This is a genomic window from Lentzea sp. NPDC060358, from assembly GCF_042725365.1.
GTDB lineage: Bacteria > Actinomycetota > Actinomycetes > Mycobacteriales > Pseudonocardiaceae > Lentzea.
On sequence record NZ_JBHXCW010000225.1, the window covers coordinates 1 to 12,165 of the forward strand.

Consider the following 12,165-nt stretch of genomic DNA (forward strand, 5'->3'; position numbering starts at 1 on the left):
ATCTCAGGCGCCGAACCCGACCTTGCGCGAGTCCTGCGGGCCGATCTCCACGTACGCGACGCGGCCAGCGGGCACGACGAACCGCGCACCCTTGACGTCCACCAGCGACAGCACGCTGGCCTTGCCGGACACCGCGTCGGCCACCTGCGCCTCGACATCCGACGGGTTGGCCTCCACGGTCACGACGAGTTCCCGCGGGCTGTCCGCGACGCCGATCCTGACCTCCACGCTGACCTCCGTGCTCAAGAGAAAAATCTGAAGCCGAGCCTACCTAGCCCAGACCCAGCTGCGTCATGCGCCGCGCGTGCGACTGCTGGAGACGGCGGAACAGCTGCCCGATCCCGGCGAGGTCCCCGGACCCCCTGATGATCAGTTCCGAGAGCCCGTCCCGCTCCGCCACCACGTACTGGGCCTGCGTCAACGCCTCGCCGAGCAGCCGGCGGCCCCACAGCGCGAGCCGGTCGCGCACGCGCGGATCGGACTCGACGGCGGCCTGGACTTCGCGCTCAGCGAACGCCGAGTGGCCCGTGTCGGCGAGCACGTGGAGCACGAGCTCCTTGGTCGGCTCGTCGAGCCACTCCGCGATCTCGCGGTAGAAGTCGGCGGCGAGCCCGTCGCCCACGTAGGCCTTCACCAGCGACTCGAGCCACGACTTGGGGCTCGTCGACTCGTGGAAGGCGTCGAAGCCCTTCACGAACGGCTCCATGGCGTCCTCGGCGGCGATGCCCTCCGCGGCGAGGTGCTTCTGCAGCAGTGTGAAGTGACCGATCTCCGCGGCGGCCATCTGCGCCAGCGCGGCGCGCCCGGCCAGCGTCGGCGCCGAACGCGAGTCCTCTGTCATGCGGTCGAACGCCGAGAGCTCGCCATATGCAAGCGCTCCCAGAAGATCGACAACACCCTCCGCAACACCCATGGTCGCAGAGCCTAGTGGTCAAATGCGTCTGGGCAGGTAGAATGGCCCTGGTCGCCCGGCGTGACGAGTGTGACGAACCGCCGCGAGGCGCACGAAATGGTGCGCGTACACCTTTCCCGCAGCTGCTCACGGAAGCGCGGTCGAGAGGCCCGGCAGGGCTCGTACGCGCTTGGTACGAGAGAGGCTGATCACCCTGACCGCTGAAGTAGAAGCACATCTGGACCCGGTACTGCTGGAGCACAGCGAGGCCGGAGTTCCCGAAGAGGACACGTCCCACCCGCTGCTGGCCGACGCGCCGGTGCAGACGGAGGCCCCCACGTTCGCCGAGCTGGGGGTGCGCGAGGAGATCGTCAAGGCCCTCGGCGAGGCCGGCATCGAGCGCACGTTCGCCATCCAGCAGCTGACGCTGCCCATCGCGCTCGCCGGTGACGACGTCATCGGCCAGGCGCGCACCGGCACCGGCAAGACCCTCGGCTTCGGCGTGCCGCTGCTGCACCGCGTCGAGACCCCCGGCGACGGCACCCCGCAGGCCCTCGTGGTCGTGCCCACCCGCGAGCTGTGCCTGCAGGTCGCGCACGACCTCACCGACGCGGGCAAGCACCTGGACCTCAAGGTCGCCGCGATCTACGGCGGCATCCCCTACGAGCGGCAGATCGCGCAGCTGCGCAAGGGCGTCGACGTCGTCATCGGCACGCCCGGCCGCCTGCTCGACCTGGCCGAACAGCGCCACCTGGTGCTCGGCAAGGTCCGCATGCTGGTGCTCGACGAGGCCGACGAGATGCTCGACCTGGGCTTCCTGCCCGACATCGAGCGCATCCTGAACATGGTTCCCGACGAGCGGCAGACGATGCTGTTCAGCGCGACCATGCCGGGCCCGATCATCACGCTCGCCCGCACGTTCCTCACGCAGCCGACGCACATCCGCGCCGAGGAGAACGACGCCGGTCAGACGCACGAGAACACCTCGCAGTTCGTCTACCGGGCGCACTCGCTCGACAAGCCGGAGATGCTGGCCCGCGCCCTGCAGGCCCGCGACCGCGGCCTCACGATGGTCTTCGCGCGCACCAAGCGGACCGCGCAGAAGGTCGCCGACGACCTCACCGAACGCGGGTTCGCCGCGGCCGCCGTCCACGGCGACCTGGGCCAGGGCGCGCGCGAGAAGGCGCTGCGGGCGTTCCGCAACGGCAAGGTCGACGTGCTCGTCGCCACCGACGTCGCCGCGCGCGGCATCGACATCGACGACGTGACGCACGTCATCAACTACCAGTGCCCCGAGGACGAGAAGACCTACGTCCACCGCATCGGCCGCACGGGCCGCGCCGGGCGCACGGGTGTCGCGATCACGTTCGTCGACTGGGACGAGACGCACCGCTGGCAGGTCGTCGACGAGCTGCTCGGCCTCGGCCAGCCGCTGCCGGTCGAGACCTACTCCACCTCGGACCACCTGTTCAACGACCTGGGCATCCCGTCCGGGTCGACGGGCAGGCTGCCGCTGAGCCACCGCACCCGCGCGGGCCTCGACGCCGAGGAGGAGGAGAACCTCGACGCCGGCAAGCGCAAGCGCCGTCGCCGCACGGGCTCCGGTCCCGGTGGCGCCGAGCAGGCCCCGGAGTCGAACGAGGAGACCCGCCCGAAGCGTTCCCGGTCGCGCACGCGCAGCCGGGGCGGCGTCACGCAGGAGGGCCAGCCGGCCGAGGCCGCCTCGTCCGATCCCGCGGACAAGCAGGCCTCCGACAAGCCGCGCCGGCGCCGTCGTCGCCGAACCTCTGCCGAACAGGCCGCACCTTCGGCAGACTGATCACCATGTCGTCCCCCGGTTCCGACGTCACCGAGGTCGAGGACGTCCTCGACGAGCCCGCGCACGCAGCAGCGTCCGAGCCCGTCGGGGAACGCCCGCCCGCCCGGTCCTGGCGCACCCGCGCCGACTTCATCGCCGTCGCGGTGATCGCCGTCGTCTCGCTCGTCGCGTCCGTCCTGACCTGGACGTTCAGCGACGCCCGCGCCACGACGTCGGTCACCGGGCCGTCGGCGTGGGAGCAACTGCCCGACGTGACCGCGCTGCCGCCGTCGCTCGCCGAGGTCTGGCGGGCGCCGAGCGGTGCGTCGCAGTCGCCGGTGGTCGTGCTGACCCCGTCGCCGCAGACCGGCGAGGAGAAGCCGTCGACGGTCGTCACCGGCGACGGCGGCACGGTCAACGGCCGCGACCCGCTGACGGGCGACGTGCGGTGGACGTACTCGCGGGACCTGCCGCTGTGCGTGGTGAGCACGGGCTGGGGCCGCGCGATGGCCCTGTACTCGAAGGGCACGAACTGCTCCGAGCTCACCTCGCTCGACGGCGTGACCGGCGAGCGGCGGGCCCAGCGCAACGGCGACGCGGAACCGGGCACGGCACTGCTCAACGAGGGCTCGCACCTCATCACCACCGGCTCGAAGTTCGTCGAGGTCTACCGCCGCGACGACCTGGTCCGCTCGCTCGAGTACGGCGCGCTGCGGGCGATCGTGAACCCCGGCAAGCAGCCGCGCACCGGGTGCACGTACGGCTCGGTCGCGGTGACGTCGGGCCGGTTCGCGATGATCGAGCGCTGCCCGGACGACGCGTTCGACCGGCTCTCGGTGCTCAAGCCCAACCCGGACAAGTCCGACGAGCCGAAGGTGTTCGCGAGCGTCCTGACCGGCAGCCGGAACGCCCAGGTCGTGGCCGTGACGGAGAAGCTCGTCGCGGTCGCGGTGCCGGACCCGAGCCGTCTGCTCGTGTTCGACGCCGAGTCCGGCACGCAGGTCAGCGAGACCCCGCTGGACATCCCGTCCACCGACCTCACCGACCCGCCGAACCACGTGGCGCGCACGTTCTCGACGAAGACGAACGCGTTCTGGTTCTCCGGCTCGAAGACGATCTCCCTGTCGCTCGAGACGCTCACTCCACTGTGGACTGCCGAGGGCGCGCTGGGCGCCGGCACGACGCTCGCGGGCCGCGCGGTCGTCCCGGTGCAGGAGGGCCTGCGGGTGTACGAGCAGGCCACCGGTGCCGTCGTGGGGACGATCAAGGTGAACCGCGAGGGCCACACGGGCCCTGTGCAACTCGCCACAGCCGGTCCCGTCGTGCTCGAGCAGCGTGGCGCGACGCTGGTCGCGCTGCGATAGTTCAGCTCGTGTACTCGCAGATCAGCCCGCACCGGGCGCACCGCGTCGACCTCCCGGGCCGCTTCGGCACGATCGCCGCGCTGCGCGCGCCCGCCGCGGGTGACGACGCGATGCGCACGACGGCGTTGCTGGTGCCGGGCTACACGGGGTCCAAAGAGGACTTCGCGCCGATGCTCGACCCGATCTCCGACGCGGGGTTCGAGGTCGTCGCGATCGACCTGCCGGGCCAGCAGGACTCGCAGGGCCCCGACGACGAGGCGCTCTACCGGCCGGGACCGCTCGGCTCGGTGATCGCCGAACTGGCCGGGAAGATCGCGGCGGACGGGCGCCGGGTCCTGCTGCTGGGCCACTCCTACGGCGGCCTGGTGGCACGGTCGGCGGTGTTCGCGGGCGCCCCGGTCGCCGGTCTGACGCTGATGTCGTCGGGCCCTTCCGAGCTGCCCGCGGGCGAACGCCGCGCGGTGCTGGAGGTCGGCGAGCACGTGCTGGCCGAGCAGGGCGTCGAGGGCACGCAGAGGCTGAACGAGCTGCGGTCGTCGCAGAACCCGGCGTGGGCCGCGCTCCCGCAGGAGCTGAAGGACTTCTACCGCGCGAGGTTCCTGAAGTCGCCCGCCGCGGCACTGCTCGGCATGGGCAACGGCCTGCGCCAGGAACCGGACCAGGTCGCGAAGCTCGCCCGCGCGCTGCGGTCGGCCGGCACGCCGTGCCTCGTGGTGTGCGGCGACTCCGACGACGCGTGGAGCCCAGCCGCCCAGCGCGACATGGCTGAGCGGCTGGACGCCGACTTCGCGGTGCTGCCCGGCGTGATGCACTCCCCGAACACCGAGGCACCGCACGAGCTCATGGCCACCCTGCTCCCGACGTGGCGGACGTGGCTGACCTCCTGACTAGAGGCTGACCCGGATCTCGCGCTCGTCGCGCGCGAGGACGTTCGGGTAGCCGCGCAGCTCCGCCTTCGCGAACACGGGCGTGATCAGGCTGAACGACCGGTCGTTGGCCGTCACGTTGACCGTGACGGTCTCGAAGGCGCCGGTGCAGTTGAGGTTGTCGCGGTAGGCGTTGCCGGACGCGATGCCGCCCAGCACCGACTGCGTGAGGTTCAGCTGCAGTGACGGCGACTGCGTGCCGGCCGGGCAGGAGTAGGTCACCTGCGTCTCGAGCACCGCGCCCAGCGACTTCCACTTCGCCGGCGTCTCCACCCGGACGAGCCCCAGCGACGGCGACTGCGCGCTCACGTCCGCCATCACCGGCGCGATGGACGCGAGAACCGCGCCACCGGCAACCGCGACGACGGACAGGGTTCTGCCGGAGAACTTCTTCATGCCACTACCCCCTCAACCGATCCGTCCCGTGTGGACGGAAATCCCAGACCGGCGCAGAGGCCGGCGACGACGAGCACGACGGGCAGGTGCCACAGGAAGTCGAACCCGCTGTGCACCAGCAGCGCCACCACGGCCGCGCAACTCCCCGCCCACAACGGCGTTCCGCGCCCTCGCCACAGCCCGAGCAGCACCGCGGCGACGACCCCCAGCACGAGCACCAGCCCGACCGCCCCCAGTTCGACGAGCACCTGCAGGTACTCGTTGTGCACGTAACGCATGACGCGGGTGCCCTCGTTGACCCGGTCGAAGAAAAAAGATCCATTTCCGGGCCCGACACCGAGCAGCGGCGTGCGCGCCACCGAGTCCAGCGCCGCACCGGTCGCCCCGGCCCGGTCCGGTGAGCTGACCGAGAGCCGGGTCGCGAGCCCGTCCGCGAACGAGGCCACCGCCACCACGCCCCCGGCCGCGAGCAGCAGCGCGATCGGCACGACGAACCGGCCGAGGCGCGGCAACCCCAGTGCCACCACAGCTCCCCCGACCAGCCCGGCGACCGCGAGCACCGGCCCCGGCTCGTCCGCGACCCGCATCGACGGCAGCAGAGCGGCCAGCGCGACCACGGCACCGAGCACCGCCGGAGCGGCCGCGGCGACGGTCTTGCGCCACCCGGCGGACACGCAGAGCACCAGCAGCCCCACCGCGAGCGCGACCACGGCGGCCCGGCTCATCGTCGCGCCGATCCCCGTGCACAGCAGGAACCCCGCGCCCGTGACGAGCGGCGAGGGCCGCAGGACCAGCGACACGAGCAGGCCCGCCACCATCACGGCAGCGGCGGCGTTGGGGTAGGTCAGCGTCGACGCGGCGCGCAGCAACCCTTCCGCCACCGTCGTCCAGGACGGCACCCGCAGAACCACGGCCACCCACCCGGTGAGCCCGACCAGCGCCGCAACCCCGACGACGACCGTGCCGAGCATCTCGCGCTGGTCCCGATCCGCCTGCGCCACAACAAGAACCACACCGGCGAACACCCCCGCGGCAGCCACCGTCGGCACCGCCGACACCACGTCGCCTTCGAGCAGCCCGCGCACGACGGCCCAGAGCGCCAGCGCACCCCCGATGACCCCGAGCAGTCCGGGCCGGGGCCGCGCCAGCACCAGCGCCACGCCGACCAGCAACCCCGACATCACCCGCCCAGGCAGGTAGTACCCGCCCTGCGCGACGACGGCGGCGGCGAACGCGGCCAGCACCAGCAACACCGGAACGGGCAACGCCACCGATTCCCGGCGCGCGCCAACGACTTCCCCCACCACCATCTTCTTCCCCCCGGAAGATCGCATCCGCCTCCCCAAGCGGATCGAGAGCACACAGTAGGTGACGAACCGGTCCGGCGGAAGGGCTGCTTGTCCTGGTCCTGCGGTGGTGCGGCGGATGTTGCGCCATCGGTGTGAACGGGGGGCTGAGTGGTGGTGGGAGTTGGTCTTGGCTCGGTGCTGGGTGGTGGGACGGGCGCTGCGGCGGTTGGGGTGGGGATGCTGGTGCCGGGGCTAGCGGCGCTGGCTGGGGGGTCAGGCGATCGCGAGCCGCGTGGCCGATGAGTCAGGCGAAGGCAAGCGGCGCTGGTCGGCGGGTCGGGCGGCCGCGAGCCGCGGTGACCGGCGGGTCAGGCGAACGCGAGCCGCGGTGGCCAGCGAGTCAGGCGACCGACAGGCCGATGGCACTGACCGGCTTCGCGGTCGCGCGGGTGACACGTGCAGCACGCCCTCAGGGCGGATGCGGTCTTCGGCTGCGGCGGCCCGCTGCGGTCGGGCATTGGCCACCGGGCGGCTGGCGGCTGGCGGCTGGCGGCTGGCGGCTGAGCACAAGCCCACCGGACATCGGGCGGCTGAGCGAACCGGGGGTTGGCTCTGGGCATCGTGGCGCCGACCGCACAGGGCGGCGCGTAGCGAGCCGTACGTTGCGCCCTACGCAGGCACGTCGGCCTCACAGGCAAGTGCGCGCCAAAGCAAAGCGTCTCGGCCGCAAACGACACACCACCCGCAATCCCGGCCTGCCCGCGAGGGCTCACACCCACCGGCTCAGCGACCACCAGCCAAGCGAACCACCGGCTCGGCGACCACCAACCCAGCGCGACGCGACACCCGATCGCCCCACCCGGCCTGACCCGAGCCCGCCCCGCCCCCGCGCTTCCTCCTATGCGGAACGAAGAAACCGCGATTCCGGTTCCCCGCCCATCCACAGGCTACCGAAAACCAAGAAACCGCAGGCCACAGCCGCAACCCCCTGTGGACAACTCAGGACCCTAGGCCCACCAGAAGATCCACAAGGTCGCGGCGGCCACCACCAGCACGCCGAAGGACGCCACCGGCGCACGCCAGTCCGCGTACCGGTCGGCCACGATCTGGCCGCCGACCGCGAGCAGTGCCGCCACCACGTGTGCGACGACCGAGAGCGTGCCGGGGCCGGGCAGGTCGCGGGAGTTCGCGTAGAACTGGACGCCGATGTTGCCCAGCGCCAGCAGCACCAGGCCCACCGCCAGCACGCCGCTCACGGCGCGCAGGAATCCGAAGGTCCGCGACGGCCGCTTTGCTGCTTCCACTTCCACGGGGGCCACCCTACCGACGGGCGCGCGGTTGTTACGGAGCCAGCAGGTCCCACGGTTCCAGGGGTGGGGCGGCGGCCTGGCCTTCGGGGCAGCTCCGGCGGAAGTCGCACCACTGGCACTGGCGGCCGGTCACCGGGGGGAACAGGATCTCCCGGTCGCCGCCCGCCTTCAGGGTCTCCGTGGCGAGGTCGATCTCGTCGGCGGCTTCCTCGGCGCGGCGGACGTGCCTGGCCAGGGACTCCTCCGTGTGCTCCCACACGGCCACCGAGCCGGACGGCAGGTGGTGCAGTTCCACTCGGCGGCACGGTTTGCGGAGGGTGCGGCGGGCCGCCAGGGCATACAACGCCAGGGCTTGGGAGCCTCGGGCGTCGTCGGAGGTGAGGACGTGGCGGCCGGTCTTGTAGTCGACGATCACCAGTTCGCCGTCGCGGTGGTCGATGCGGTCGACGCGGCCCTCGGCGACGATGCGGTCGGTCGGGGAGGACACCCAGCGTTCGACGCCCAGCGGTTCGAAGTCGACGTCCAGCGTCGAGACGTAGTCGTGCACCCAGCCGCACGCGCGGGTGCGGTAGACGGTGGCCTGGTCGACGTCGCGGAAGCCTTCGGACTTCCATTGCCTGTTCACGAGCGCCACGGCCTGGTCGGGGGTGCGGCGTTCGGCCGGGAGGTCGAAGAGGGCCTTCAGGGCGTTGTGGACCACGGCGCCGAGCGTGTTGTGCGCCCAGGCTCCGCCCCTCGGTGGTGACGGGCGGTCCAGGTACGTCATCCGGAAGCGGCGCGGGCAGTCGGTCCACGTCGCGAGCTTCGCCGGCGTGACGCGCACGAGCCGGCGCGGTGCTGCCGCGCCGAAGTCGAAGCCGAGTTGTTCCACCCCGATCAAGTTACTCAGGACCCCTGACAGTCTCGGAGGGCCCTGCTCCGGCCGGACGACCGCCTCGAACTCGCTAGGTTCATCCGCATGGAGATCTGGCACAACCCCCGCTGTTCGAAGAGCCGCGCCGCGAAGCAGCGCCTGGACGACAGCGGCGCCGACTACACCGAGCGCCGCTACCTCGACGACGTGCCGACGGCGGAGGAGCTCGACGAGGTCCTCACCAAGCTCGGCAAGCAGCCGTGGGAGGTCGCGCGGACGAAGGAAGCGGCCTACCCGGCGCAGCTCGAGCACGACCGCGCGCGGTGGATCGCGCACATGGTCGCCAACCCGAGCCTGATCGAGCGGCCCATCGTCATCGACGGCGACAGCGCGCGCATCGAGCGCTAGGAGCTAGACGCCGGAGGTGATGAAGCCCTGCACCGACGACGCCACCAGCTGCACGGCGATCGCGGCCAGCAGCAGGCCGGCGATCTTGGCCATCAGCAGGATGCCGCTCTCCTTGAACACCTTGATCAGCAGGCCGGCGGACCGCAGGGTGCCCAGCAGCACGAGGTGCACGGCCACGATCGCCGCGGCCAGCGCGAAGTAGGAGCCCCAGGCGCCGTCTGCCTGGCGCACGAACACGATGGTCGCGGCGATGGCGCCCGGTCCGGCGAGCAGCGGGGTGCCGAGGGGCACCAGGGCGATGTTGACGTCCTCGACCTCGGGGTGGTTCGTCGCGCCCTTGCCGGTGAGCAGGTCCAGGGCGATCAGCAACAGCAGCAGCCCGCCCGCGCCCTGCAGGGCGGGGATGCCGATGTGCATGTACGCGAGGATCGAGTTGCCGGCGACCGCGAACAGCGTGATCACCAGGAACGAGACGAGCACGCCCTGGCGCGCGGCGCGTTTGCGGGCGTCGCGGGACTTGCGGCCGACCAGGCCCAGGAACACCGGCACGGTGCCGGGCGGGTCCATGATCACGAGCAGTGTGATCGTGGCTTCGACGAAGAGCCGCACGTTGAACACGGTGGCACCGACCTAACCGGCGCCGACGAGGATCTCGGCGCCTGTCGCCCTCGCGGCCAGAGCGTCCAGCATCTCCGGGGCCGTCGTCTCGGCGCCGAGCCGGACGGTCTTGTTCGTGCCGTGGTAGTCGCTCGACCCGGTGACGACCAGGCCGAGCTCGTCGGCGAGTGCCCGGAGCGAGTGGCGGGTCTCGAGGTCGTGGTCCGGGTGGTCGACCTCGACGCCGGACAGGCCCAGTTCGGCCAGGCCGCGGACGACGGACGGGGCCACGACGGGGCCGCGGGAGTGGGCGAACGGGTGGGCGAGCACGGTGACGCCGCCGGCCTCGGTGATCATCTCGATGGCGCGTTCGACGGGGGTGTCGGTGCGGCCCACGTAGTACTGGCCGCCGGTGAGGAACGTCGCGAACGCCTCGTCGACCGATGACACGACGCCGGCGCGGATGAGCGCCTGGGCGAGGTGCGGGCGGCCGGCGGGGGCGTCGAAGGGCAGCCGGGACATCAGGTCGACCGGGTCGATGGGGAACCCGTCGGCCTGCATCATCTCGGCCATCTTCTGCAGCCGTGTGCGTCGTTCCTCGCGCAGCCGGGACTGTTCCTTCATCAACATGGCGTGGGTCGGGTCGTAGAGGTACGCCAGGAGATGAACGGTGATGGTGCGGCCGTAGCCGTCGGGCGAGGAGCACGACAGTTCGGCGCCGCGCACGAGCCGCAGGCCGGCGGGCAGTGCGGCGGCGGCCTCGGCCCACCCGGCCGCGGTGTCGTGGTCTGTGATCGCCACCGCGTCGAGTCCAGACAGTGCCGCCGCTCTCACCAGGTCTGCGGGGCTGTCGGTGCCGTCGGACTCGGACGAATGGGTGTGCAGATCGATGACCACGTCGTCCAGTGTGGACGACGTGGCAATCCGCCTGCGCTACGGGACCATCTTCTTGCCGCGGGCCGCCCGCTGCGCCTTGATCATCGAGAACCGTTCGGCCTGGGCCTTCTTGTCGCCGAAGGTCAGTTCCGAGATGGCGTCGTAGACCTCTTCGGGGTTCGGCAGGAACTCCAGGCGGTTGAGCGCCTGGATCTGACCCGCCGACTCCACGATGAGCGTGCCGTAGCCGAACATGCGTCCGCTGACGGTGCGCTCGTAGGTGAGGTCGGTGACCTTGGTGATGGGCATCATCGCGACCTTGGTCTCGAAGACGCCCGAGGTCAGCATGAAGCGCTTGTCGGTGACGACGATGCGCTCCACCCACCACTCGATGATGAAGTACGAGAGGCGCAGCAACACGATCAGCGCCCCGTACCACAGCACGTTCTGGAGCAGGCTCGCGTCCGCCGGGAGCAGGTACGAGATCATCATGAAGCCGGCGAGCAGTGCCGCGGCCTCTGCGACGTCCCAGATCAGGTAGGACCAGTGCCTGCGCACACGGATGACCCGACGCTCGCTCGACAGCAGGTAGTCGTCCGGATCACGTGGTGCGAACATGCGCTACCAGCCCTTTCTGGTGCCAGCCAGTGCCCTGTCCCTGCCCCGGTGCGACCCCGGGACTAGAACAATTGTCGCACGAAGGTGATCAGGGCCTCAGCCGCAGTTCGCAGCGAGTTGAGGATGTTGGTCACCAGCTGAGCCGCTTGCTGTGGCTCCGCGATGAGGAAGAACAGCAGCAAGGCGATTCCGGCGAAAGTGAGAATCTTCTTCAAGTTCACGGTGTCCACCCCGTCCGCGTTCGCACCCGTTTGGCGCCGTTCGTGACCGTTGTACAGCACGATTCAGCACCTTGGGAGATTTGTACCGCAGCCGGGGTAGTGGACAGCACCGCCGATCCAGTGTCACTACGCTTCGTGATCGTGACGGCCCGCAATGTCCACTCCATCCGTTGTGCAGGCGCAATTGTCCATGACTCGACCGGGCGACTCCTGCTCGTGCGACGCGCCAATCCGCCTGGTGAAGGCAGGTGGTCGATCCCAGGTGGACGAGTGGAGTCTGGAGAGGCGGACGAAGCCGCCGTGACGAGGGAAGTCGCCGAGGAGACGGGACTCTCCGTCACCGTCGGCAGGCTCGTCGGCAGCGTCGAGCGACCGGCCCCGAACGGGGTTTTCGCGATCTTCGACTACGAATGCCAGGTCACGTCGGGTGTGCTCCGAGCGGGCGACGACGCATCGGATGCCGCTTGGGTCGACAGTGCGACGTTGGCCACACTCGAGACGACCGACGGCCTCCTGGAAGCGCTCTCAGAGTGGAACTGCCTGCCCAGGGCCTGATCAGGGTTCACGCGATCGGGGACGGCCGCCGGCGGCCTTCAGCGCCAAACAAGACGATGCCC

General features: G+C 70.9%; 15 protein-coding genes. 5 read left to right on the top strand and 10 right to left on the bottom strand.

Going from position 1 to position 12,165, the window contains the following annotated elements; genetic code table 11:
• Positions 1 to 3: 3 nt before the first annotated feature.
• Both ACFWGZ_RS33020 and ACFWGZ_RS33025 read right to left on the bottom strand, forming a co-directional pair.
• Positions 4 to 228 carry a DUF3107 domain-containing protein gene (locus tag ACFWGZ_RS33020; RefSeq protein WP_382455507.1) on the bottom strand — a complete coding sequence of 75 codons (225 nt, stop codon included), beginning with the start codon at positions 226 to 228 and terminating at the stop codon, positions 4 to 6.
• 43 nt (positions 229 to 271) lie between these two features.
• Positions 272 to 913 (bottom strand): ferritin-like fold-containing protein, encoded by a 642-nt coding sequence (locus ACFWGZ_RS33025; protein ID WP_382455508.1) that lies wholly within the window; start codon positions 911 to 913, stop codon positions 272 to 274.
• A gap of 169 nt (positions 914 to 1,082) precedes the next feature.
• Here ACFWGZ_RS33025 and ACFWGZ_RS33030 point away from each other — a divergent pair, with 169 nt between their 5' ends.
• Genes ACFWGZ_RS33030 through ACFWGZ_RS33040 form a run of 3 tightly spaced genes read left to right on the top strand, consistent with a single transcriptional unit; the run spans position 1,083 to position 4,941 of the window.
• Entirely contained in the window at positions 1,083 to 2,711 is a 1,629-nt protein-coding gene (locus ACFWGZ_RS33030) for a DEAD/DEAH box helicase (protein ID WP_382455509.1), read from the top strand.
• 5 nt (positions 2,712 to 2,716) lie between these two features.
• Complete coding sequence (locus ACFWGZ_RS33035; RefSeq protein ID WP_382455510.1) at positions 2,717 to 4,054, top strand: hypothetical protein; 1,338 nt, start codon at positions 2,717 to 2,719, stop codon at positions 4,052 to 4,054.
• Between the two features lie 8 nt (positions 4,055 to 4,062).
• Positions 4,063 to 4,941 (top strand): alpha/beta fold hydrolase, encoded by an 879-nt coding sequence (locus ACFWGZ_RS33040; protein WP_382455511.1) that lies wholly within the window; start codon positions 4,063 to 4,065, stop codon positions 4,939 to 4,941.
• Here ACFWGZ_RS33040 and ACFWGZ_RS33045 read toward each other — a convergent pair whose 3' ends face one another.
• The 4 genes from ACFWGZ_RS33045 to ACFWGZ_RS33060 form a co-directional block, all read right to left on the bottom strand.
• Positions 4,942 to 5,376, bottom strand: a complete 435-nt coding sequence (locus tag ACFWGZ_RS33045; RefSeq protein WP_382455512.1) for a hypothetical protein — start codon at positions 5,374 to 5,376, stop codon at positions 4,942 to 4,944.
• The gene (locus tag ACFWGZ_RS33050) at positions 5,373 to 6,680 is read right to left on the bottom strand and encodes an O-antigen ligase family protein (protein WP_382455513.1); all 1,308 of its coding nucleotides are present in this window, start codon (positions 6,678 to 6,680) and stop codon (positions 5,373 to 5,375) included. Before ACFWGZ_RS33050 ends, ACFWGZ_RS33045 begins: the two co-directional genes overlap by 4 nt.
• A gap of 992 nt (positions 6,681 to 7,672) precedes the next feature.
• Entirely contained in the window at positions 7,673 to 7,975 is a 303-nt protein-coding gene (locus tag ACFWGZ_RS33055; protein WP_382455514.1) for a hypothetical protein, read from the bottom strand.
• Between the two features lie 31 nt (positions 7,976 to 8,006).
• Positions 8,007 to 8,846: a RecB family exonuclease gene (locus ACFWGZ_RS33060; RefSeq protein WP_382455515.1), complete on the bottom strand. Its 840-nt coding sequence runs from the start codon at positions 8,844 to 8,846 to the stop codon at positions 8,007 to 8,009.
• An 87-nt stretch (positions 8,847 to 8,933) separates the two neighbouring features.
• Here ACFWGZ_RS33060 and ACFWGZ_RS33065 point away from each other — a divergent pair, with 87 nt between their 5' ends.
• On the top strand, positions 8,934 to 9,236 hold the full coding sequence (locus ACFWGZ_RS33065; protein ID WP_382455516.1) for an ArsC/Spx/MgsR family protein: 303 nt from the start codon (positions 8,934 to 8,936) through the stop codon (positions 9,234 to 9,236).
• Between the two features lie 3 nt (positions 9,237 to 9,239).
• Here ACFWGZ_RS33065 and ACFWGZ_RS33070 read toward each other — a convergent pair whose 3' ends face one another.
• The 4 genes from ACFWGZ_RS33070 to ACFWGZ_RS33085 all read right to left on the bottom strand — a co-directional run bounded on the left by ACFWGZ_RS33070 (position 9,240) and on the right by ACFWGZ_RS33085 (position 11,608).
• Positions 9,240 to 9,854, bottom strand: coding sequence for a MarC family protein (locus ACFWGZ_RS33070; protein WP_382455517.1), 615 nt, complete (start codon positions 9,852 to 9,854; stop codon positions 9,240 to 9,242).
• Between the two features lie 12 nt (positions 9,855 to 9,866).
• Positions 9,867 to 10,730 carry a PHP domain-containing protein gene (locus ACFWGZ_RS33075; RefSeq protein ID WP_382455518.1) on the bottom strand — a complete coding sequence of 288 codons (864 nt, stop codon included), beginning with the start codon at positions 10,728 to 10,730 and terminating at the stop codon, positions 9,867 to 9,869.
• A 36-nt stretch (positions 10,731 to 10,766) separates the two neighbouring features.
• Entirely contained in the window at positions 10,767 to 11,327 is a 561-nt protein-coding gene (locus tag ACFWGZ_RS33080; RefSeq protein WP_382455519.1) for a PH domain-containing protein, read from the bottom strand.
• 62 nt (positions 11,328 to 11,389) lie between these two features.
• Positions 11,390 to 11,608 carry a hypothetical protein gene (locus ACFWGZ_RS33085; protein WP_035913535.1) on the bottom strand — a complete coding sequence of 73 codons (219 nt, stop codon included), beginning with the start codon at positions 11,606 to 11,608 and terminating at the stop codon, positions 11,390 to 11,392.
• 81 nt (positions 11,609 to 11,689) lie between these two features.
• On the opposite strand from ACFWGZ_RS33085, the gene ACFWGZ_RS33090 reads away from it, so the two are divergent.
• Positions 11,690 to 12,103, top strand: coding sequence for an NUDIX hydrolase (locus ACFWGZ_RS33090; protein WP_382455520.1), 414 nt, complete (start codon positions 11,690 to 11,692; stop codon positions 12,101 to 12,103).
• The last annotated feature ends 62 nt before the right edge of the window (positions 12,104 to 12,165 follow it).